The organism is Paenibacillus antri (assembly GCF_005765165.1).
In the GTDB taxonomy this organism is placed as follows: domain Bacteria; phylum Bacillota; class Bacilli; order Paenibacillales; family YIM-B00363; genus Paenibacillus_AE; species Paenibacillus_AE antri.
In genome coordinates this window covers 19,107-39,611 of sequence record NZ_VCIW01000018.1, presented here as the reverse complement: position 1 = coordinate 39,611, position 20,505 = coordinate 19,107, and the positions used below count along the sequence as shown (strand labels likewise).

Below are 20,505 nucleotides of genomic sequence, written 5' to 3'. Positions count from 1 at the left end.
GGTATCCGATGCCGCGCCCGTTACGTTATACGCTCGACCTGCAGCTCTTCTCGCAAGAAAAGACGGAAACGGCGACTCCGAAGAAGCGGCAGGAATCGCGCAAAAAAGGGCAAGTCGCCAAAAGTATGGAGTTGCCGGGAGCGTTGATCATGCTCGGCGGTTTCGGTCTGTTGGCCATGTACGGTTCCGCGATGGGCAAGGGCGTCGCGGGGATGTTCTCCGCGGGACTTAAAGAATACATTCTGTGGGACGTCACCGATACGAACGTGATCGCGATGTTTTCGCAGTTACTGCGGGAAGGGCTTCTTCTGCTGCTGCCGGTATTGGCGATCGGCGTGCTGATGGCGTTGTTAAGCTCGTACGCGCAAATCGGCTTCTTGTTCACGGGCGAGACGCTCAAGATGAAGTTCGAAAAGATTAACCCGATACAAGGCTTCAAACAAATTTTCTCGATGCGTTCGGTCGTCGAGTTCCTGAAATCGATGTTGAAGGTGCTCGTCATCGGATTGATCGCCTTCATGATTTTGTGGGGCGAACGCTCGACGCTGCTGACGCTGGCCTCGGTCCCGATCGGATCGATCTTCCAATACCTCGCGTCGCTAACGCTGAGGCTGGGGTTATTTTCCGGAGGGGCGTTATTCATTCTCGCGCTGTTCGATTACGCGTATCAGAAGTGGGAGTACGAGAAAAATCTTCGCATGTCCAAACAGGACGTCAAGGACGAGTACAAGAAGACCGAGGGGGATCCCCTCATTAAATCGAAAATTCGCGAGCGTCAACGTCGAATGGCGATGCAGCGGATGATGCAGGAAGTGCCGAAGGCGGACGTGGTCATCACGAACCCGACGCACTTCGCCGTCGCGATCAAATACGACGGGGCGGAGATGGACGCCCCTCGCGTCATCGCGAAGGGCGCCGACTACGTCGCCTTGCGCATCCGGCAAGTCGCGAAAGACAACGATGTCCCGCTTATGGAAAATAAACCGCTCGCTCGCGCGTTGTACGCGCAGGTCGAGATCGGCGAATCGATTCCGCAAGATCTGTTCCAAGCCGTCGCCGAAGTGCTCGCCTTCGTTTACAAAGCGAGAACGAAGCTGCCGGCGGTCAGGAGATAGTCATTAACGCCTAGTACGAGGAGAGGAGGGGAACGCGATGAAGTTGAAAGATTTAGCGGTGCTCGGCGGCATTATCGGGATCGTCTTGATGATGATCGTGCCGATCCATACGCATCTCCTCGATTTCATGTTGATCATTAATATTTCGCTGGCGCTTACCATGCTGGTCGTCGCGATGAATACGAAAGAAGCGCTGCAATTTTCGATCTTCCCCTCGCTCCTCCTCATCACGACGCTGTTCCGGCTCGCGCTGAACGTGTCGACGACAAGAAACATTCTGGCGAACGCGCATGCCGGCAAGGTCGTCGAGACGTTCGGCTCCTTCGTAGCTCAGGGCAACATCGCGGTCGGCTTCATCGTGTTCCTCATCCTCGTTATCGTTCAATTTATCGTCATTACCAAAGGTTCGGAACGCGTCGCCGAGGTCGGAGCGCGATTCACGCTCGACGCGATGCCCGGGAAGCAAATGAGCATCGACGCCGATCTGAATTCGGGGCTAATCAACGAGCAGCAAGCGCGGGAGCGGCGGAAGAAGATCGAGTCGGAAGCCGACTTCCACGGCGCGATGGACGGCGCGATGAAGTTCGTCAAAGGGGACGCCATCGCTTCCATTATCATTCTCGTGATTAACCTGATCGGCGGCATTATTATCGGCATGACGATGAAGGGCTTCGATTTCGGTCAAGCGGTCGAGATGTATTCGATCATGACGATCGGCGACGGGCTCGTCAGCCAGATTCCGGCGCTCTTGATTTCCACGGCGGCCGGTTTGATCGTTACCCGCGCCTCCTCGGAAGGCAACCTGGCGCAAGATATTATGGAACAGTTGGGATCGTTTCCCAAACTCCTGTACGTCGTCGGCGGTACGATCGCCCTGCTGGGCATCTTCACGCCGATCGGTCCCGTTCTCACGCTTCCCGTCGGAGGCGCGCTGGCGTTCGCGGGGTATCGGATCGACGGCGTCTTGAAGAAGCGGGAAGCGGAGCAGGAGATGCTCGTCGAGGAGCAGCAGATCGAAGAAGTGCGGAGCCCCGAGAGCGTCGTCAATCTGCTTCAGGTCGACCCGATCGAGTTCGAGTTCGGGTACGGCCTCATTCCGCTCGCGGATCAGCAGCAGGGCGGCGACTTGCTCGACCGGATCATCATGATCCGCCGCCAGTGCGCGCTCGAGCTCGGCCTCGTCGTGCCGGTCATTCGGATCAGGGACAACATTCAACTGCGTCCGAACGAATACGTCATCAAAATCAAGGGCAATACGGTCGCGCGCGGCGAACTGCTGCTAAATCATTACCTCGCGATGAGCCCCGGCATCGACGACGACAGCGTCACCGGGATCGAGACGGTCGAGCCGGCGTTCGGCTTGCCGGCGCTCTGGATCGACGAAGCGGCGAAGGACCGGGCGGAAATATCCGGGTACACGGTCGTCGACCCGCCTTCGGTCGTGGCGACGCACCTCACCGAAGTCATCAAGCGTCATGCGCACGAGATGATCGGACGCCAAGAGACGAAGGCGCTCGTGGAGAACGTGAAGGAGTCGTACCCGGCGCTCGTCGAAGAGCTCATCCCGAACGTGATGACGATCGGCGACGTGCAGAAGGTGCTGGCGAAGCTGCTTAAGGAAAAGGTATCGATCCGCGACCTGGTTACCATCTTCGAGACGCTGGCCGATTACGGCACGTACACGAAGGATCCCGATATTCTGACGGAATACGTAAGGCAAAGCTTGTCCCGCCAAATTACGCAGCAGTACGCGCCCGGCAACGAGACGCTTCGCGTCGTAACGGTCGGTCCGTCCTTGGAGCGGAAAATCGCGGAGGCGGTCCAACAGTCCGATCACGGCAGCTACCTCGCCTTGGACCCGGCCAGCTCGCAGACCGTCGTTCAGAAAATTACGGAGCAAGCGTCGAAGCTCGTGCAATCCGGAGGCGCGCCGATCGTGCTGACGTCTCCGACGATCCGAATGTACTTGAAACAGCTGCTGGAGCGCGCGATGCAAGACGTTACCGTATTGTCGTACAGCGAGCTTGAGCCGAACGTGGAAGTCCAAAGCATAGGGGTGGTGAACGTATGAAGGTGAAAAAGTATATCGTCGATTCGATGCCGGACGCGCTGCAGAAAATTCGCACCGAGCTCGGCAAGGACGCGGTCATCATCAACACGAAGGAAATTCGCGTCGGCGGTTTCCTCGGGATGTTCACGAAGAAGAAGGTCGAAGTCGTCGCGGCGACGGATTCGAATCCCGAATCGGCAGCGACCGCGCGACCTGCGATCGCTGCCGCTCGACCTGCGACCGCGGCCGCGTCTTCGTCCCTCGCCGGATTGTCCGCGCCGATTATGTCTCCGGCTCCCGTCGCGGCGACGAGACCGGCCACCTCGGTTCGGCCGGAGCCGCGGCCAAGCTTCGAGGCCGCGGCGGCCGCAACGTCTCCCGCGCCTTACGCGCCGGCTCCGGCCGCGCCGTCCGGAGCGAAGGAAGACGCTCTTCTTCAAGAAATGAAGCAAATGAAAGAGATGATGCTTCGCTTAGCCCAAGCGCAGACGGGGACGGGCGCGGCAACGGCGGTCGAGGAAGCGTTGCCGCCCGCCTTCGACGCGATTCGTTCGCGCCTCGTGGAGCAAGACGTATTGTCTGAGCTCGCCGCGAAGCTCGTCGAGGATTCGATTCTCCGCTTGGAAGAAGAGGGGAGGCCGGCTTCGGAGCTTTCCGCGGTCGAAGCGGGCGCCGCCGTGAAATCGGCGATCGTCGAGCTGCTTACCAAACGTCCGATCGAACAAATTCGGCAAGACGCGCGCATCGTACATTTCGTCGGGCCGACCGGCGTCGGCAAGACGACGACGATCGCGAAGCTGGCGGCGGAGCAGACGCTCAAATTCCGGAAATCGATCGGCCTCATTACGTCGGATACGTACCGGATCGCGGCGATCGAGCAGCTGCGAACGTATGCGTCCATTTTGAACGTGCCGCTCGAGGTCGTCTTCTCCGCGCTGGATTTGCAGAAGGCGCTCGATCGGATGCAGGACCGCGATATGATTCTGATGGACACCGCGGGCCGCAACTTCCGCAACGAGATGGCGGTATCGGAGCTTCAATCGCTGCTTCGGATCGAAGAACGCAAGGATACGTTCTTGGTGCTCAGCCTCAGCATGAAGTACAGCGATATGAAAGCCGTCACCGACAATTTCTTCCGGTTCGGCGTGGAGAAGGTATTGTTCACGAAAGCGGACGAAACCGCCACGCTCGGGTCGATCGTCAACCTGTTGCACGATTTTCCGTTGTCGCTCTCTTACGTTACGCACGGGCAGAACGTGCCCGACGACATCCATATCGCCGACGCGAGGAACATGGCAGACGAACTAGTAGGTGAACCTCATGAGGAATGACCAAGCGGAAGCGTTGCGCAATCTCGTTCGACGGGACGTCGGAATGCCGCCTGCGGAGCGGCCGGCGCCCGCGCCGGAACGTCAGACGCGCATCTTGACGATTACCAGCGGCAAGGGCGGCGTCGGGAAGTCGAATTTCACGTTGAACTTCGCGTTGCAGCTGCAATCGCAAGGGTATCGGGTGCTCGTCTTCGACGCGGACATCGGAATGGCGAACATCGACGTGCTGATGGGCGCTTCGCCGAAGTATAACTTGTACCATTTGCTGAAGCGGGAGAAGTCGATCGAGGAGATCGTCTGCCTGGGGCCGAACGATCTCCGCTTCATCGCAGGCGGCTCCGGCTTCAACGACTTGCTCTCTCTCACCAAGGAAGAGCTGGATTACTTCACGGAGCAGGTGCTTTCGCTGAGCGGGACGGTCGATTACATCTTGTTCGACACCGGCGCCGGTCTTTCGAAGGAATCGATGACGTTCATTACGGCGGCGGAACAGACGATCGTCGTGACGACGCCCGAGCCTACTTCGATTACGGACGCGTACGCCATTATCAAGATGGTTCACGCCCAGCAGCCCGACGTTCGGTTCCAGCTCGTCGTCAATCGCGTGACCGACCGGAAGGAAGGCAAGCAGACGGCGGATAAGATCCGCATGGTATCCAATCAGTTCCTGCACCTCGACATTCCGACGCTCGGGTATATTCCGGACGACGCGAACGTCTCCAAGGCGGTCAAACGGCAGATCCCGTTCTCCGTGTTGTTTCCGGATTCGGCCGCGACTCGGGAGCTGAAGGAGCTCGTTCGCCGTTTCGAAATGTCGCAGCCGATGTCGGCGCCGGAAGGCGAGACGTCGGAGGCGGGAGGCGTCAAGCGGTTCCTGTCTCGAATGCTTTCGTTCATGAAATAAAGGAGGAATCGCAATGCCCCCGTACCGCATTCTGGTGGTCGACGATTCCGCCTTCATGCGCAAGGTGGTTTCCGATATCGTGAATAGCGACGAGACGCTGACGGTCGTCGGCACGGCACGCAACGGAGCGGAAGCGATCGAAGCCGTCAAGCTGCTGCGGCCGGACGCCGTCACGATGGATCTGGAGATGCCGGTGATGACCGGCCTCGAGGCGTTGCCGATGCTGATGAAGGAGGCGCCGACGCCGGTCATCATGCTTAGCAGCTCTACGGTGGAAGGCGCCGCCGCTACGATTCAAGCGTTGGAGCTCGGAGCGTTCGACTTCGTGCCGAAGCCTTCGGGACCGAATACGAGCGATCTCGGGCGGCTGCAGGAATCACTGGCGGCCACGCTTCGGGCGGCAGTCGCTTTCCGACGGGAGGAGACGGTCAGCCGGCTGCAGCCCGCGCCGTTGCCTCCGCCTTCCCCGCCTCGGCCGAAGGCGACGGAGCCGCTGGTCCGGGGAGGCGTCGCTCCGCCGACGCAGCCGAAGCCGACGGCCGCATCGAAGCCGCCTGCTCGGCCGGCCGCGCCGGCGCCCGCGAAACCGGCGGCTTCCGCATCGGCCGCGCCGTCGGCCAAGCCGGTCGGTAAGCCCGCGGCCAGGCCGAAGCCTCCCGTACCGGAAGCGCCGCCGCCCGCGAAGCAACGTCCGAAGCCGCCTAACGCGGCGTTGAACCGCGTCGTGGCGATCGGCACGTCGACGGGGGGGCCTCGGGCGCTGCAGCAGGTGCTGACGCGGCTGCCGGAACATTTTCCGGCTCCGGTTCTCGTCGTGCAGCATATGCCCGCAGGCTTTACGAAGTCGTTGGCGCAGCGGCTGAACACGTTGTGCGCCATCGAGGTGACGGAAGCGGAGGACGGGATGGAGCTTCGACCGGGAGCGGCGTATATCGCGCCCGGGGGCTTACATATGACCCTTCGGAAGGAAGGCGGATCTTATCGCATCCGTCTGAACGAAGACCCGCCGAGAAGCGGCCATCGCCCTTCGGTCGACGCGCTGTTCGAATCGCTCGCGCTGACGCCGGAGTTGGATCGGACGGCCGTGCTCATGACGGGCATGGGCAGCGACGGCGCGAAGGGGATGAAGGCGTTATACGACCAAGGGGTGCGCCGGACGATCGCCGAGGACGCATCGAGCTGCATCGTGTACGGCATGCCGCGCGCCGCCGTCGAGCTCGGATGCGTCGCGAAGACGGTTCCTCTCGAATCGATCGCGGACCAAATCCGCAAAGAAGTAGAACAGGCCGAGGAGGTGTAGGGATGGATACGAACCAATACTTATCCATGTTTATCGATGAGTCCAGAGAGCACTTGCAAGCGATGAACGATAACATGCTCGCTCTGGAGAACGCTCCGGACGACATCGGCATCGTACAAAACATGTTCCGTTCGGCGCATACGCTGAAGGGAATGTCCGCTACGATGGGCTTCGAAGATATCGCATCGCTTACGCACGAGATGGAGAACGTGCTCGATCTAGTCCGTAACGGGAAGCTGAAGGTGGAAGATTACACGTTCGAGACGATCTTCCAAAGCTTGGACGCGCTCGAGGCGATGGTTTCCGATATCGTCGACGGCGGCACCGGAAAGTCGGACGTCTCCTCGATCGTGACCGATTTGAAGGCGATCGTGAACGGGACGTACGGCAAGGCGGGGAACCGGAAGGCCGGAGCGGCGGGGCAATCGGACGGAACGCCGGGCGGGGCCGCGGCGGCGGGAGGTTCGGTGCGAGATTTGCTGGACGAATACCAATCGTCGGTGCTGCAGCAATCGCTCGAGTCCGGCCACCGCGCGTATCGGATTTCCGTCGCGATCCGCAAGGATTGCGTGCTGAAGGCGGTTCGCGCCTACATGGTGTTCGACGCCCTCGGCCGGCTCGGCGAAGTGATCAAGTCGGCGCCGTCGACGGAAGACATCGAAGCGGATCGCTTCGATTACGAATTTACGCTCGTCTTCCTGAGCGCTTCCGAAGGGGCTGAGATCGAAGCGGCGATCAACGGCGTGTCCGAGATCGAACGAGCGACGGTGCAGCCGATTACGGCGGAGGACCTCGCCGGCGCCGATTCGTCCGCGGCGGCCGAGGCGGCTGCCGGTACGGCCGCGCCGGAAGCGCCTGCGATGGCGCAGCCGCAAGCGGCGACGGCCGCGCCCGCGGCGCCTAGGGCGGGCGCGCCAGCGGCCGCGAAGGCCGCGGGGGCGGCGGCGACTCGCACGATTCGCGTCGACATCGAGAAGCTGGATACGCTGATGAACTTGTTCAGCGAGATGCTGATCGACCGCGTCCGGCTGGAGTCGCTCGCGGGCGAAATCAAACGCGCCGACCTGATCGAAACCGTCGAGCATATGGGACGGGTCAGCAGCGACCTCCAAGGCGTCGTCATGAAGCTGCGCATGATGCCGGTCGAATCGGTATTCAATCGGTTCCCGCGCATGGTGCGCGACGTCGCCAAGTCGCTCGGCAAGAAGGTCGACCTCGTCATTACGGGCGCCGACACCGAGCTCGATCGCACGGTGGTGGACGAGATCGGCGATCCGCTGGTGCATCTGCTCCGCAACTCCGTCGATCACGGCATCGAATCGATCGAGGAGCGGGTGAAAGCGGGCAAGCCGGAGACCGGCACGGTCCATCTGCGCGCGTTCCACAGCGGCAACCACGTATTCATCGAGGCGGAGGACGACGGCAAGGGCATTAATCGCGACGTCGTGCTGAAGCGCGCGGTGAAGAACGGGATCGTCACGAAGGAGCAAGGCGACGCGATGAGCGACGAAGCGGTTTACATGCTTCTGTTCGCCTCGGGCTTCAGCACGGCCGAAGTCATCTCCGACATCTCCGGCCGCGGCGTCGGTCTCGACGTCGTCAAGTCGAAGATCGAATCGCTCGGCGGCCGCGTCTCGGTGACGTCGACCCTCGGGAAGGGCTCGAAGTTCTCGATCCAGCTTCCGCTTACGCTGTCGATCATTATGGCGATGATGGTGAAGCTCGGGGGCGAGAAATACGCCATCCCGCTGTCCAGCATCGTCGAGACGATGATTCTCCGCAAGGAGGACATCCGCAACGTGCACGGCAACCGGATGTTCGACTACCGATCGAGCGTCGTCCCGCTTGTATCCTTAAGCAAGCTGTTCGACGTGCCGGACTATAGCGACGAAGGCGAAGACGAGACGGAAGTCGTCATCGTGCGCAAGGGCGACCGGATCGCCGGACTTGCGGTGGACGAGCTGATCGGCCAGCAAGAGATCGTCTTGAAGGCGCTCGGGAAATATTTGAACCGCGTCTTCGCGGTGTCGGGCGCCACGATTCTAGGGGATGGACAAGTCGCGCTCATTCTCGATACGAACGCGCTGATTAAATAACCTCGTCAAGAGAGGAAGTGTCGTAATGGCAGCAGATACAAAGACGATCGTATTTTCCATCGGTACGGAGGAGTACGGCATCGAAGTCGAGCACGTAAAGACGATCGAAAGAATGATGCCGATGACTCGGGTCCCGAAGACGCCGCCCTTCGTGAAAGGCGTCGTCAATCTCCGGGGCGTCGTCGTTCCGGTCATTCACCTGGCCTCGCGTTTCGGTCTGCCCGAGAACGAGCCTACGGAAAATTCGCGGATCGTGATGGTGAGCGTCGGCGACTTGGAGGTCGGCTTCATCGTCGATTCGGCGAACGACGTCATCGACGTCAATGCGGATCGCATCGAGGAACCGCCGGAGGTCGTGGGCGGCATCCGCGCGAAATATTTGCGCGGCATCGCGAAGGTCGGGGAAAATCGCCTTCTGGTGATGCTCAACTTGTCCGAGGTGCTGAACAAGAGCGAAATCATTCAGCTGGAGCAGATGGAGGACTAACCTTGAGCGATATCGAACGGTTCGGCGATACGCAGATGGACGTCCTGCGAGAAGTGGGCAATATCGGCGCCGGCCATGCCGCCACGGCGCTGTCGAAGCTGCTCGGCAAGCCCGTGGACATGGATGTGCCGCGCGTCAACCTGGTGCCGTTCGACGACATCGCCGAGCAGGTCGGCGGGGCGGAAGCGGTCGTCGCCGCGGTGTTCCTGCGAGTGGAAGGGGACGCGCCGGGCAATTTGTTCTTCCTCCTGTCGATCGATTCCGCGAAGCAGCTGCTGCTGGAGCTTGTCGCTATGGAGACGGGGGAAGGGGCGCCTTTCACGGAGCTCGAGGTATCGGCTCTGTCCGAAATCGGAAACATATTGGCAGGCTCTTATTTGTCGTCGCTCGCCGATCTCACTCGCTTGAACCTGTCGCCGACGGTGCCGGGCTTCGCGGTGGACATGGCGGGCGCGATTCTGGCGTACGGCTTGCTTCAATTCGGGGATATGGGGGATAAAGCGCTCTTGATCGAGACGTCGTTCTTCGACGGGTTCGATCGGGTGGAAGGCAACCTGTTTCTGATTCCGGATCCGGACGCGTTCGCGACGATCTTCGCCTCGTTGGGAGTGCCTCCCGAATGAGCGAAACCGTCATCGTGAAAGTAGGAATGGCGGATTTGAACGTCGCCGGCGGCGGACAATCGCTGCGGACGACGGGACTTGGATCCTGCGTCGGTCTGACGCTGTTCGATCCCGTCGTTCGCGTCGCGGGCATGGCTCACGTCATGCTTCCGTCCTCCTCGATCTCGAAGGATGCGGCGTTGAACAAAGCCAAATACGCAGATACCGCGCTGCCGGAACTGCTCCTGCGCATGCAGAAGGTCGGCGCGATCGCGGCCAGACTGCAAGCGAAGCTCGCCGGCGGGGCGCAGATGTTCACCTTCTCGTCCCCGGCGGCCGACACGATGCGGATCGGTCCGCGGAACGTCGAGGCTTGCAAGGAAGCGCTGTGGCGTTACAATATTCCGATCATAGCGGAAGATACGGGTGGGAATTATGGACGTACGATCGAAATCGAAAGCGCGACGGGCAAGCTGTTCGTTCGCAGCGTACAACTCGGGGCGAAGGAGCTGTAAGCCATGATCGGCTCTTGGCGGTGGAACGCGGTCGCGGCATGCGCCTTGGCCGCGGTCATCTTCTTGCTGTCGTACCGAAGCAATCCGCTCGTTACGGCGGGCATTCGCACGGGCATCGCCTTCGCCGTGACGTTCGCGATCGGTTTCGCGGTGCGCTGGCTGCTCGGCCAAGCGCTGGCAAGCGCCGATTCCGCCGCCGCGGCGAGGACAGGGGACGCCGAAGCCGCGAACGAAGCCGCCAAAGGGCGATCGATCGACATCGTCACGCCGGAGGACGAAGAGGAGGAGGCTGGGCTTGATCTCGGCTTCAAGCCGCTCTCTCCCCCGAAGCTCGCCAAGACCGAATCGCCGATCGACCCGGAATTGCTCGCACAAGCGTTAAGACACATGTCGGATAAATAGGAGGCGAAGGAAGTCGATGGACAGTACGCTATCGGATACGCAGACGAACGGAATCGCGTCGGTATGGCGAAGCTGGAAAGCCGCGGGCGACCCGGAAGCGAAACGCAAGCTGATCGAGCATTACGTAAGCTTGGTCGATTACGTCACGAGCCGATTGGCCATCGGCTTGCCTCGAAATGTGTCTAAAGACGATCTTGCAAGTTATGGTATAATGGGATTAATCGACGCCGTCGACAAGTTCGACCTGGAGCGCGGCTTGCAGTTCGAAACGTACGCCTCCTGGCGCATCCGCGGGGCGATCATCGACGGGCTGCGCCAAGCCGATTGGGTGCCGCGATCGGTGCGGGAGAAAGCGCGCAAGATCGAAGAGGCGTATCAGCGGCTGGAGCAGCAGCATCTGCGCAGCGTAACCGACGGGGAGATTAGCGCGTATCTTCAGGTGTCGGAGCAAGAGTTTCAGCAGATGGTGCAGGAAGTATCCGTCGCTTCGCTCGTGTCCCTCGAGGATCCGATCCGCGAGGAAGAATCGGAGACCCGCATGACGCTGCTCGTGGACGAACGGGCGAAGAACCCGGAAGACAGCGTGCGGGACATCTATCTGAAGGAAAGTTTGGCGAAAGCGATCGAACGGTTAACGGAGAAAGAGCGAACGGTCGTATCGCTGTTTTATTTCGAAGAATTATCGCTCAGCGAAATTGCGGAAGTAATGTCGTTGTCTCCGTCTCGAATTTCTCAACTGCATTCGAAGGCGATTCTCCGGCTGCGGGGTCATCTCGGCCGGGCGAAGGAGCAATTGATGCAGCAGTAACGGAATTCGTCGAAGGAGAAGGGCGAGGGGGGAATGGTGTGGCGACGGAGTTCAACATGAATCTCGGGGCGGCGGTTGCGGTGTCCGTCTCGGAGGACCGAATGAGCGTGTTCATACAACTAGCGGAACCGGACTTGGCGCAATCGATCACGAAGGCGGGGCTCGTCGAGCTCCTGAAGGCGAACCGTGTCGTTTACGGCTTGAAGGAAGACGCATTGTCCGCATTCGCGCTTCATCCGTTATCTTACGTCACTACGCCGTTATTGATCGCGCAAGGCGCGGCGCCGATCGCCGGCGCGGACGGGTATATCGATAATTTCTTCAGTTTGGAAAATAAAGCCCGCAGACCGCTCGAACTCGAGAGCGGGGCGGTGGATTACCGCGAACTGATGCAGCTGAACAACGCGGCGAAGGGGCAATTGATCGCTCAGCGCGTACTGGCGACGAAGGGGACGGCCGGCATGGCGGTCACCGGCGAGCCGATCCCCGGCAAGGACGGGAAGGAAGCGAGATTCAAGCAGGGCAAGAACGTCGTGGTCGACGCGGAGAAGATGAAGATGTATGCGGTCATCGACGGCCTCGTCACCCAAACGGAAAAGGGCAAGCTCAACGTCTTCCCCGTCTACGAAGTGAACGGGGACGTCGATTATCACGTCGGAAACATCGACTTCATCGGCACGGTCGTCGTCCGCGGCAACGTGCTGAGCGGGTTTCGTATAAAGGCGGCCGGCGACATCCGCATCACGGGCGGAGTCGAAGGCGCGGAACTGGAAGCGGACGGCTCGATCGACATCGCGTCGGGCATCTTCGCGGGCAATAAGGGATTCGTTAAAGCGGGCGTCGACGTGAAGAGCTCCTTCATGCAGGAGGCGAACGTCTTCGCCGGGCAAAACATCGTCGTCAGTCAGAGCATCCTGCATTCGAACGTACGCGCCGGGCAGAGCATCCTATGTAAGGGTTCCAAGGGTTTGATCGTCGGAGGCAATCTGCAAGCCGGCGAGACGATCGTGGCTCGTACGGTCGGCAACTCGACATCCACCGCCACCGCGCTCGAGGTCGGCGTCGCGCCGGAGCTGCGGAGCGAGCTGCAATTGCTGAGGGCCGCCTCGAAGCAAATCGCGGATAACCTGGACAAAACGGATAAAGCGCTTCATTTGTTAGATCAGATGACGCTCGCCGGCACGTTGACGCCGGAGAAGATGGAGCTCCGGACGAAGCTGATCAGCACGAAGCGCACGTCGACCGAAGAGCTCGGCGCGACGAGGGAACGCATTTGGGAAATCGAAACGAGCCTTGAGGATATCGAGAAGGCGAAGGTCGAAATCATCGGAACGGTGTATTCCGGCACGAAGGTCGTCATCGGCCGATATACGCGTTTCATCAAGGACGCTACGACACGGGTCGCCTTCCATTTGCAAGGCGGCGAGATCACGTTAACCTCTCATTTTTAGCCCGCGGCCCAAGGGCCGCGCCGGGCGCGAACGGGGGAACGAGAGATGAGCATGAAGGGCGTCGAGATGCAGATCGCCATACCTCGCACGAACGAAGCGACGTCCGTGCAAAATCATCTGAATCATAAACCTACCTACGATCAAGCGGTATTGGCGAACCAAACGACGAAGCTAGCGGAACGACGAAAGAAAGTCAGCGCGGAGGTGGACGCTTCCGCGTTTTTGAACGTGAAGGAAGAAGGGAACGGCGGCTCCGCCGCAAGGCGGAACGCGGCGAAGCCGCGCGCGGCCGGCAAGGAGGAGGACGCCCGTTTGCCCGGTACGGATTCGGGTCATCCTTACAAAGGAAAGCATATCGATATTTCATTATAGGGACGGTTGGGGGAATGTTCGTTGGACATGTGGATGATCGTGGCGCTGCTCGGACTCGTCATTATTTTATACGCCTCGATGCTGCCCCGCACCCCCGAGCGCAAGCCGGTGCAGGAAGATTTCCTCGACTCCGTGGGCGACACGCTGCAGCAGTTCGCCGAAGAGATCGAGTCCGAAAATAAAGAGCTCATCCGGATGGTGGGAGAGATGAAGCGGGAGCACGAACAGCGGACGGGCAAGCTGCTCGCCCGCATCGAGCAGCTCGAGAAGCATTCCGCCGCCTCGGAAGAGCGCCGGCCGCCGGCAGCGCCGCCGCAGTCTGCGACGGCGACGCCCGCCGCCGCGCCTCGGCCGTTCGCGGCGGGCGTCGCTCCGGAGCTGCCGCCGCCGCCGCTTCGCACGGATCGGCTGCGCCCCGAGTCGGTGACGCATGCCGCCGCCGAATCGCGACCTACGCCCGTCGATGCGGCGGCCCCGCGCGATCCCGACCTCGAGGACAAGCCCGTCCCGGAACCGGCGTCCCGGTTCGCCGATACGGTGAAATCCCGTTATAAGGAACTGTTCGACCTGCACGACAGCGGCAAGTCGATCGAACATATCGCGAAGAAGCTCGGCAAAAACAAAGGCGAAGTGCAGCTGATCATCGGACTCGCCAAACAGGAGGAACCGCAGCATGGCCAGCCGTAAGACGTATTTGTACGGGCTCGGAACGGGGCTGATCGCCGGATCGCTGCTGCTGCAGCTGGCGAGCATCGGCCAGTCCGCGACGAGCGCGTTGACCGAGGCCGAGCTGCAAGCGGCGGCGACTGCCGGCGGGTACGTCTTGAAGGACGCGCGCATGGCGTGGTTCAACGAGTCCGAGGTTGAGGCTCGCGTCGCGGAGGCGGTCGAGAAGGCGCTGGAGGAAGCAGCGGCGGGCGCGGGGGACGAGAAGACGGCGGAGCCGGCCGAGCAGCCCGCCGAAGCTCCGCCGGCCGAAGCCGCCAAAATCTATGCCTTCACGATCGCCGAAGGCACCGAGCTGACGACGGTCGCCAAGCTACTGTACGAGCTCGGGCTCGTCTCGGATTATAACGGCTTTTTGATCGAGATGGACGAGCGAGGCCTCGCCGGGAAAATCCAGGCCAAGCATTACCGATTCGACCGCGTGCCGACGATGGACGAGCTGATCGAAGCGTTGATCACGCCGTAATTTTCAACGAAAGAAGTTAAAGTTGCGAAGGCCGCCGGTGTTATGTTATATTTATAGACGGTGTGAAAAATCACACGCCTTTTCAATTTCCATCGCGGTGCTTTCGCCTGGCGGGAGCTCGACGGAAAGATGCGAAGGGCGGAGGCCAAAAAAACCATTTTGAGGAGGTGCGTGAAAGATGGCAGTAATTTCCATGAAACAGCTTCTGGAGGCAGGGGTGCACTTCGGTCACCAAACTCGCCGCTGGAACCCGAAAATGGACAAGTACATCTTCACGGAACGTAACGGGATTTACATTATCGACTTGCAAAAGACGGTAAAGAAGGTTGAAGAAGCATACAACTTCGTGAAGTCGGTCGCCGAGAACAACGGCACGATCCTCTTCGTAGGCACGAAGAAGCAAGCGCAAGACTCCGTCGCGGAGGAAGCCGCTCGCTGCGGTCAATTCTACATCAACCAACGTTGGCTCGGCGGCACGCTGACCAACTTCGAGACGATCAAGAAGCGGATCAACCGCTTGAAAGAGCTCGAGCGTATGGAATCCGACGGCACGTTCGACGTATTGCCGAAGAAGGAAGTCATCATCCTCAAGAAAGAGCAAGAGCGTCTTGAGAAATTCCTCGGCGGCATCAAGAACATGCGCGGCATGCCTGACGCCGTATTCATCATCGACCCTCGCAAAGAGCGCATCGCGGTAGCGGAAGCTCGCAAGCTCGGTATCCCGATCGTCGGCATCGTCGACACGAACTGCGATCCGGACGAGATCGACTACGTCATCCCGGGCAACGACGACGCGATTCGCGCCGTGAAGCTGTTGACGGCGAAGATGGCCGACGCGGTCATCGAAGCGCATCAAGGCGAGCAAACGAGCGCATAATGAAATGTAAGACCTAGGAAAAGGGTGGGTGGGGGTTGATCAAACCGATCACTCCCCTTTTTTTCGGATACATAGACTTTCGTCTTTACAATTAAGGAGGAATTTACAATGGCGGTTACAGCGCAAGCGGTCAAAGAACTCCGCGAGAAGACAGGCGCGGGCATGATGGATTGCAAGAAGGCATTGGAAGAAGCGAACGGCGACGTTACGAAAGCGAGCGAAATTCTTCGCGAGAAGGGCCTCGCGGCCGCGAAGAACAAAGCCGGCCGCATCGCGACGGAAGGCTTGGTCGAATCGTACATCCACGCGGGCGGCCGGATCGGCGTCCTCGTCGAAGTCAACTGCGAAACCGACTTCGTCGCCAAGACGGACTCGTTCCGCGACTTCGTGAAGGACGTCGCGATGCAGATCGCGGCAGCCGCTCCGAAGTACGTCACTCGCGAAGAAGTGCCGCAAGAAGAGCTCGAGAAGGAGAAGGAAATCCTTCGCGCGCAGGCGCTTAACGAAGGCAAGCCGGCTCACATCGTCGACAAGATGGTCGAAGGCCGCATGAGCAAGTATTACGAAGAGTTCTGCTTGCTCGAGCAAACGTTCGTCAAGGATCAAGACAAGACGATCCAGACGCTCGTGAACGAAAAAATCGCCACGATCGGCGAAAACATCTCGATCCGTCGTTTCGTCCGCTTCGAGCTCGGCGAAGGTCTCGAGAAGAAGCAAGATAACTTCGTAGAAGAAGTTATGGCGCAAGTGAAGAAGTAAGACGGATGGAAGGAACACGGCGTGTTCCTTCCTTTTTAGAATGGGTTCTTCTTTGAAGCGAATGGAGGCTGGAGCAAGGTGAGTAAACCGGTTTACAAGCGTGTCGTGCTGAAGCTGAGCGGGGAAGCGCTCGCGGGTCAGATGGGGTACGGCATCGATGCGGGGATGATTACGACGATCGCCGAACAGGTGAAAGAGGTCGTTCGACTCGGCGTCGAAGTCGCCGTCGTGGTAGGCGGAGGCAACATCTGGCGAGGCATCTCGGGCAGCGCGAAGGGGATCGACCGGGCGACGGCGGATTATATGGGCATGCTCGCGACCGTCATGAATTCCTTGGCGCTTCAAGACGCGCTTGAGAAGCTGGAGGTGCCGACGCGCGTCCAGTCGTCGATCAACATGCAGCAGGTCGCGGAGCCGTACATCCGCCGACGGGCGATGCGCCACCTCGAGAAGGGGCGGGTCGTCATTTTCGCCGCAGGCACGGGAAACCCGTACTTCTCGACCGATACGACGGCCGCGCTGCGCGCCGCCGAAATCGAAGCGGAAGTCATCTTGATGGCGAAGAACAAAGTCGACGGCGTCTACTCCGCGGATCCGTTCGTGGATTCGACGGCCGTCAAATACGAAACGCTGACTTATATGGAGATGCTCAACCAGAACTTAGGCGTCATGGACTCGACGGCATCCTCCTTATGCATGGATAACGACATTCCGCTCGTAGTGTTCTCGATCTCCGAACAAGGCAATATCCGCCGCGTCGTGCAGGGCGAGAAAATCGGAACGACGATCTTGAAGGGAGTGTAATCAACGATGCCGCAATCGGTAAAGAAGAACGCGGAAGAACGGATGGAGAAGGCGATCGGCGCGCTGAAGCGCGATCTGTCGACGCTGCGCGCCGGACGCGCGACGCCCGGCTTGCTGGACCGCATCCAGGTCGAATATTACGGCGCGATGACGCCGGTCAACCAGCTCGCGAACATCAACACGCCGGATTCCCGCACGCTGATGATCCAGCCGTGGGATAAGAGCTCCATGGGCGCGATCGAGAAAGCGATCATGAAGTCGGACATCGGCATTACGCCGACGAACGACGGCACGGCGATCCGTCTGACGATGCCGCCGCTCACCGAAGAGCGCCGCACGGACCTCGTGAAGATGACGAAGAAGTTCGGGGAAGAGGCGAAAGTCGCGATCCGCAACATTCGCCGCGACGCGAACGACGAAATCAAGAAGCTGGAGAAGGATCAGATTTCCGAGGACGAGTCCAAGCGCCACCAGGACGACATCCAGAAGCTGACCGACCGCTTCGTCGCGGAGGTCGACAAGGTGCTTGCCGCGAAAGAAAAGGAAATCATGGAAGTTTGATCGACCCTACGGCCCCCTGGCAATCGGCAGGGGGTTGTTGCGTCATACCCGTTACACTTACGCAACGGAAGGGGGGGCGTCATGGACCGTCTTTTCGGGTGGTTCCGAAACAAGAAGCCGCCGGGCGGCGAACCGATTCTCGGAGAGAACGTCCCGAAGCATGTGGCGATCATCATGGACGGCAACGGACGCTGGGCCCGCAGTCACGGCATGCCGCGCATCGCCGGCCATCGCGCCGGGATGAAGAACGTCAAGACGATCACGATGGCGGCGAACGACTTAGGCGTGAAGGCTTTGACGCTCTATGCGTTTTCCACCGAAAATTGGAAGCGCCCGCAGGAGGAAGTGGACTTCCTCATGAAGCTGCCGCAGGAATTCTTCCCCTTGGAAATCGACGAGCTGAAGGCGAACAACGTCCGCATCCGCATGATGGGCGAACGGGAAGGGCTGCCGGAGCATACGCTTCGGGCCGTCGACGCGGCGATCGAGGATACGAAGCACAATACGGGACTCATCTTAAATTTCGCTCTCAATTACGGAAGCCGTCGCGAGCTGCTGCTCGGGATGCGAAGATTCGCCGAAGAGGTGAAGTCCGGCGAACGGGATCCGGACGACTTGACGGAAGCGACGTTCGGCGGCTACTTGCAATCCGAAGGGTTGCCGGAGCTGGACCTGCTCATTCGCACGAGCGGCGAGGTGCGCATCAGCAACTTCATGTTGTGGCAGTTGGCGTATACCGAATTATGGTTCACGGACGTCTATTGGCCGGAGTTTTCGGAAGAGCATTTCTACGAAGCGATTCGATCTTATCAAGGACGCGCGCGGCGATACGGGAAGCTGTAACGCGGGCGGCGGAGGAGGAGTACGGCTCACATGCGTCAACGTATTGTCACCGGAGTGCTTGCCGCGCTTTTTTTCTTGACGATGCTGGCCGCCGGCAGCCAATGGTATGCGCTGTTAATTATCGTCCTTGCGGTCATTGCGTATCAAGAATTCGTAAGACTGAACGGCGCGAAGGCGCGGGAACCGGCATCGTTGGTCGGCTTCGCCGGCATTCTGTACCTGGTCGTTCCTTGGAACGTGATGTTCGGGTGGCCGGTCCCTCCGCAGCAGACGGTCGTTTGGCTGTTGATGTTTCTGTTTTTCGCGCTCACCGTCTTCTCGCAAAACCGGACGAGCATCGATAAAATCGCGCTCCTGTTTATCGGAGTCGTGTACATAGGCGTGGGCTTTCATTATATGATTTACACGCGGTGGATGACGGACGGCCTGTTCTGGACGCTGCTGCTGTTCGGCTGCATCTGGCTCACCGACGTCGGCGCTTACTTCTTCGGCAAGCTGCTCGGCAAGCATCTGCTATGGCCGTCGATTTCGCCGAAGAAGACGGTGGAAGGCGCCGTAGGCGGCGTCGTCATATCCGTCGCGACGGCGGTCGTCTTCGCCGCGATTCGGCCGGAGCTGATTAGCTGGACGGAAGCGATCGCGATCGGCGTGATCGTCTCCGTGTTAGGTCAACTCGGCGACTTAATCCAGTCCGCGTATAAACGCGTGCGCAACATTAAAGATTCGGGAACGATTCTTCCCGGACACGGCGGCATTCTGGACCGGACGGATTCGTGGATCATCGTCTTTCCGTTCGTGCATCTGCTCGGTTTGCTGCCGCAATAGAGGGGGAGAGAGATGAAGAGAATCTCGATATTGGGAAGCACGGGATCGATCGGCACGCAGACGCTCGACATCGCGGCGTTCCACCCCGAACGCTTCCGCGTCGAAGCGCTGGCGGCGGGGACGAACGTGGATCTCCTCGCCGAACAAGCGAACCGATTCCGGCCGCGTCTCGTCTCGGTGGCGACGAAGGAGCTCGCCGACAAGCTGACCGGCATGATCCCGGAAGGCATCCGCGTGCTGTACGGCGACGAGGGCGTCCGCGAGGTCGCGGCCGGCAACGACGCGGACGTCGTCGTCTCCGCGATGGTCGGCAGCGCGGGCTGCGAGCCGACGCTGGCGGCGATCGACGCGGGCAAGGCGATCGCGCTCGCGAACAAGGAGACGCTCGTGGCGGCCGGCGCCGTCGTGACGGCGAGAGCGAGACGCCGCGGCGTGCCGCTCATTCCGGTCGACAGCGAGCACTCGGCCATATTCCAGTCGCTGAACGGCTCGCGCATCGACGACGTGCTCGCGTTGACGCTGACCGCTTCGGGCGGAAGCTTCCGCGATCGCGGCCGGGACGAGCTGGCGGACGTGACGGTGGCCGACGCGTTGAAGCACCCTAATTGGTCGATGGGCGCGAAGGTGACGATCGATTCGGCGACGATGGCGAACAAGGGGCTCGAAGTCATCGAAGCCCGCTGGCTGTTCGACGTCGACTACGATCGCATTCGCGTGCTCGTCCACCCGGAATCGATTATTCATTCTTATGTAGAATTTTATGATAAGAGCATTATCGCTCAGCTGGGCCAACCCGATATGCGAGTGCCGATTCAATATGCGCTTACGTTCCCGGATCGTCCGTTATCGCCGGCGAGCTCGCTCGACCTGGCGGCGCTCGGCAAGCTGACGTTCCGACCGATGGACTTCGAGCGGTATCCGATGATCAGGCTCGCCTACGAAGCTGGGAGAGCGGGCGGGACGGCGACGGCGGTGTTTAACGCCGCTAACGAAATCGCGGTGGCGCGCTTTCTCGCGGAGGACATCCCGTTCCAGAGAATCGAGTCGATCGTCGAGTCGACGCTGGCGAAGCACGACGTCGTCGCCGCGACCGACCTCGGCGCGATCCGAGAAGCGGACGCTTGGGCGCGGGACGTTGCGAAAAGTTGCTAATTTTCCCCGATTTCCGTTCTCTTGAAGCTCGTTCGGGAATAATGGTAAGCTATAAGGAC

22 protein-coding genes are annotated in these 20,505 nt (G+C 60.2%); all 22 read left to right on the top strand.

Annotation, left to right across the window (positions count from 1 at the left end):
- The first annotated feature begins 8 nt into the window (after positions 1-8).
- Positions 9-1,115, top strand: a complete 1,107-nt coding sequence (gene flhB, locus FE782_RS22790; RefSeq protein ID WP_138196652.1) for a flagellar biosynthesis protein FlhB — start codon at positions 9-11, stop codon at positions 1,113-1,115.
- A gap of 37 nt (positions 1,116-1,152) precedes the next feature.
- On the top strand, positions 1,153-3,186 hold the full coding sequence (gene flhA / locus FE782_RS22785) for a flagellar biosynthesis protein FlhA (protein WP_138196651.1): 2,034 nt from the start codon (positions 1,153-1,155) through the stop codon (positions 3,184-3,186).
- Positions 3,183-4,496: a flagellar biosynthesis GTPase FlhF gene (flhF, locus tag FE782_RS22780; RefSeq protein WP_138196650.1), complete on the top strand. Its 1,314-nt coding sequence runs from the start codon at positions 3,183-3,185 to the stop codon at positions 4,494-4,496. The genes flhA and flhF overlap by 4 nt, the downstream gene beginning before the upstream one ends.
- Positions 4,486-5,400 (top strand): MinD/ParA family protein, encoded by a 915-nt coding sequence (locus FE782_RS22775; RefSeq protein WP_439116452.1) that lies wholly within the window; start codon positions 4,486-4,488, stop codon positions 5,398-5,400. Before flhF ends, FE782_RS22775 begins: the two co-directional genes overlap by 11 nt.
- A gap of 13 nt (positions 5,401-5,413) precedes the next feature.
- Positions 5,414-6,700, top strand: coding sequence for a protein-glutamate methylesterase/protein-glutamine glutaminase (locus FE782_RS22770; RefSeq protein WP_138196649.1), 1,287 nt, complete (start codon positions 5,414-5,416; stop codon positions 6,698-6,700).
- A gap of 2 nt (positions 6,701-6,702) precedes the next feature.
- The gene (locus FE782_RS22765) at positions 6,703-8,796 is read left to right on the top strand and encodes a chemotaxis protein CheA (protein WP_138196648.1); all 2,094 of its coding nucleotides are present in this window, start codon (positions 6,703-6,705) and stop codon (positions 8,794-8,796) included.
- 25 nt (positions 8,797-8,821) lie between these two features.
- Positions 8,822-9,283, top strand: coding sequence for a chemotaxis protein CheW (locus FE782_RS22760; RefSeq protein WP_138196647.1), 462 nt, complete (start codon positions 8,822-8,824; stop codon positions 9,281-9,283).
- A gap of 35 nt (positions 9,284-9,318) precedes the next feature.
- On the top strand, positions 9,319-9,906 hold the full coding sequence (locus FE782_RS22755; RefSeq protein ID WP_138196784.1) for a chemotaxis protein CheC: 588 nt from the start codon (positions 9,319-9,321) through the stop codon (positions 9,904-9,906).
- A complete protein-coding gene (locus FE782_RS22750) occupies positions 9,903-10,400 on the top strand; it encodes a chemotaxis protein CheD (protein ID WP_138196646.1) in 498 nt (165 codons plus the stop codon). The genes FE782_RS22755 and FE782_RS22750 overlap by 4 nt, the downstream gene beginning before the upstream one ends.
- A gap of 3 nt (positions 10,401-10,403) precedes the next feature.
- Entirely contained in the window at positions 10,404-10,802 is a 399-nt protein-coding gene (locus FE782_RS22745; protein ID WP_138196645.1) for a hypothetical protein, read from the top strand.
- 16 nt (positions 10,803-10,818) lie between these two features.
- On the top strand, positions 10,819-11,610 hold the full coding sequence (locus FE782_RS22740) for a FliA/WhiG family RNA polymerase sigma factor (protein WP_138196644.1): 792 nt from the start codon (positions 10,819-10,821) through the stop codon (positions 11,608-11,610).
- 56 nt (positions 11,611-11,666) lie between these two features.
- Positions 11,667-13,061 (top strand): flagellar assembly protein A, encoded by a 1,395-nt coding sequence (locus FE782_RS22735; protein WP_138196783.1) that lies wholly within the window; start codon positions 11,667-11,669, stop codon positions 13,059-13,061.
- A 45-nt stretch (positions 13,062-13,106) separates the two neighbouring features.
- Positions 13,107-13,433 carry a hypothetical protein gene (locus FE782_RS22730; RefSeq protein WP_138196643.1) on the top strand — a complete coding sequence of 109 codons (327 nt, stop codon included), beginning with the start codon at positions 13,107-13,109 and terminating at the stop codon, positions 13,431-13,433.
- Between the two features lie 21 nt (positions 13,434-13,454).
- Positions 13,455-14,120 (top strand): hypothetical protein, encoded by a 666-nt coding sequence (locus tag FE782_RS22725; RefSeq protein WP_138196642.1) that lies wholly within the window; start codon positions 13,455-13,457, stop codon positions 14,118-14,120.
- Complete coding sequence (locus FE782_RS22720; protein WP_138196641.1) at positions 14,107-14,625, top strand: endolytic transglycosylase MltG; 519 nt, start codon at positions 14,107-14,109, stop codon at positions 14,623-14,625. Before FE782_RS22725 ends, FE782_RS22720 begins: the two co-directional genes overlap by 14 nt.
- A 178-nt stretch (positions 14,626-14,803) precedes the next feature.
- Positions 14,804-15,502: a 30S ribosomal protein S2 gene (gene rpsB, locus FE782_RS22715; protein WP_138196640.1), complete on the top strand. Its 699-nt coding sequence runs from the start codon at positions 14,804-14,806 to the stop codon at positions 15,500-15,502.
- 108 nt (positions 15,503-15,610) lie between these two features.
- Positions 15,611-16,261 carry a translation elongation factor Ts gene (tsf, locus tag FE782_RS22710; protein WP_138196639.1) on the top strand — a complete coding sequence of 217 codons (651 nt, stop codon included), beginning with the start codon at positions 15,611-15,613 and terminating at the stop codon, positions 16,259-16,261.
- A gap of 78 nt (positions 16,262-16,339) precedes the next feature.
- Positions 16,340-17,065 (top strand): UMP kinase, encoded by a 726-nt coding sequence (gene pyrH / locus FE782_RS22705; protein WP_138196638.1) that lies wholly within the window; start codon positions 16,340-16,342, stop codon positions 17,063-17,065.
- Between the two features lie 6 nt (positions 17,066-17,071).
- The gene (gene frr / locus FE782_RS22700; RefSeq protein WP_138196637.1) at positions 17,072-17,626 is read left to right on the top strand and encodes a ribosome recycling factor; all 555 of its coding nucleotides are present in this window, start codon (positions 17,072-17,074) and stop codon (positions 17,624-17,626) included.
- Between the two features lie 81 nt (positions 17,627-17,707).
- The gene (gene uppS, locus FE782_RS22695) at positions 17,708-18,469 is read left to right on the top strand and encodes an undecaprenyl pyrophosphate synthase (protein WP_138196636.1); all 762 of its coding nucleotides are present in this window, start codon (positions 17,708-17,710) and stop codon (positions 18,467-18,469) included.
- A 30-nt stretch (positions 18,470-18,499) separates the two neighbouring features.
- On the top strand, positions 18,500-19,294 hold the full coding sequence (locus tag FE782_RS22690; protein WP_138196635.1) for a phosphatidate cytidylyltransferase: 795 nt from the start codon (positions 18,500-18,502) through the stop codon (positions 19,292-19,294).
- A 12-nt stretch (positions 19,295-19,306) separates the two neighbouring features.
- A complete protein-coding gene (locus FE782_RS22685; RefSeq protein WP_138196634.1) occupies positions 19,307-20,446 on the top strand; it encodes a 1-deoxy-D-xylulose-5-phosphate reductoisomerase in 1,140 nt (379 codons plus the stop codon).
- Positions 20,447-20,505: the final 59 nt, after the last annotated feature.

Coding starts and splice junctions, on each gene's coding strand:
- flhB (WP_138196652.1), top strand. CDS start 9: ATGCCGCGCCCGTTACGTTATACGCTCGACCTGCAGCTCTTCTCGCAA.
- flhA (WP_138196651.1), top strand. CDS start 1,153: ATGAAGTTGAAAGATTTAGCGGTGCTCGGCGGCATTATCGGGATCGTC.
- flhF (WP_138196650.1), top strand. CDS start 3,183: ATGAAGGTGAAAAAGTATATCGTCGATTCGATGCCGGACGCGCTGCAG.
- FE782_RS22775 (WP_439116452.1), top strand. CDS start 4,486: ATGAGGAATGACCAAGCGGAAGCGTTGCGCAATCTCGTTCGACGGGAC.
- FE782_RS22770 (WP_138196649.1), top strand. CDS start 5,414: ATGCCCCCGTACCGCATTCTGGTGGTCGACGATTCCGCCTTCATGCGC.
- FE782_RS22765 (WP_138196648.1), top strand. CDS start 6,703: ATGGATACGAACCAATACTTATCCATGTTTATCGATGAGTCCAGAGAG.
- FE782_RS22760 (WP_138196647.1), top strand. CDS start 8,822: ATGGCAGCAGATACAAAGACGATCGTATTTTCCATCGGTACGGAGGAG.
- FE782_RS22755 (WP_138196784.1), top strand. CDS start 9,319: ATGGACGTCCTGCGAGAAGTGGGCAATATCGGCGCCGGCCATGCCGCC.
- FE782_RS22750 (WP_138196646.1), top strand. CDS start 9,903: ATGAGCGAAACCGTCATCGTGAAAGTAGGAATGGCGGATTTGAACGTC.
- FE782_RS22745 (WP_138196645.1), top strand. CDS start 10,404: ATGATCGGCTCTTGGCGGTGGAACGCGGTCGCGGCATGCGCCTTGGCC.
- FE782_RS22740 (WP_138196644.1), top strand. CDS start 10,819: ATGGACAGTACGCTATCGGATACGCAGACGAACGGAATCGCGTCGGTA.
- FE782_RS22735 (WP_138196783.1), top strand. CDS start 11,667: ATGAATCTCGGGGCGGCGGTTGCGGTGTCCGTCTCGGAGGACCGAATG.
- FE782_RS22730 (WP_138196643.1), top strand. CDS start 13,107: ATGAGCATGAAGGGCGTCGAGATGCAGATCGCCATACCTCGCACGAAC.
- FE782_RS22720 (WP_138196641.1), top strand. CDS start 14,107: ATGGCCAGCCGTAAGACGTATTTGTACGGGCTCGGAACGGGGCTGATC.
- rpsB (WP_138196640.1), top strand. CDS start 14,804: ATGGCAGTAATTTCCATGAAACAGCTTCTGGAGGCAGGGGTGCACTTC.
- tsf (WP_138196639.1), top strand. CDS start 15,611: ATGGCGGTTACAGCGCAAGCGGTCAAAGAACTCCGCGAGAAGACAGGC.
- frr (WP_138196637.1), top strand. CDS start 17,072: ATGCCGCAATCGGTAAAGAAGAACGCGGAAGAACGGATGGAGAAGGCG.
- uppS (WP_138196636.1), top strand. CDS start 17,708: ATGGACCGTCTTTTCGGGTGGTTCCGAAACAAGAAGCCGCCGGGCGGC.
- FE782_RS22690 (WP_138196635.1), top strand. CDS start 18,500: ATGCGTCAACGTATTGTCACCGGAGTGCTTGCCGCGCTTTTTTTCTTG.
- FE782_RS22685 (WP_138196634.1), top strand. CDS start 19,307: ATGAAGAGAATCTCGATATTGGGAAGCACGGGATCGATCGGCACGCAG.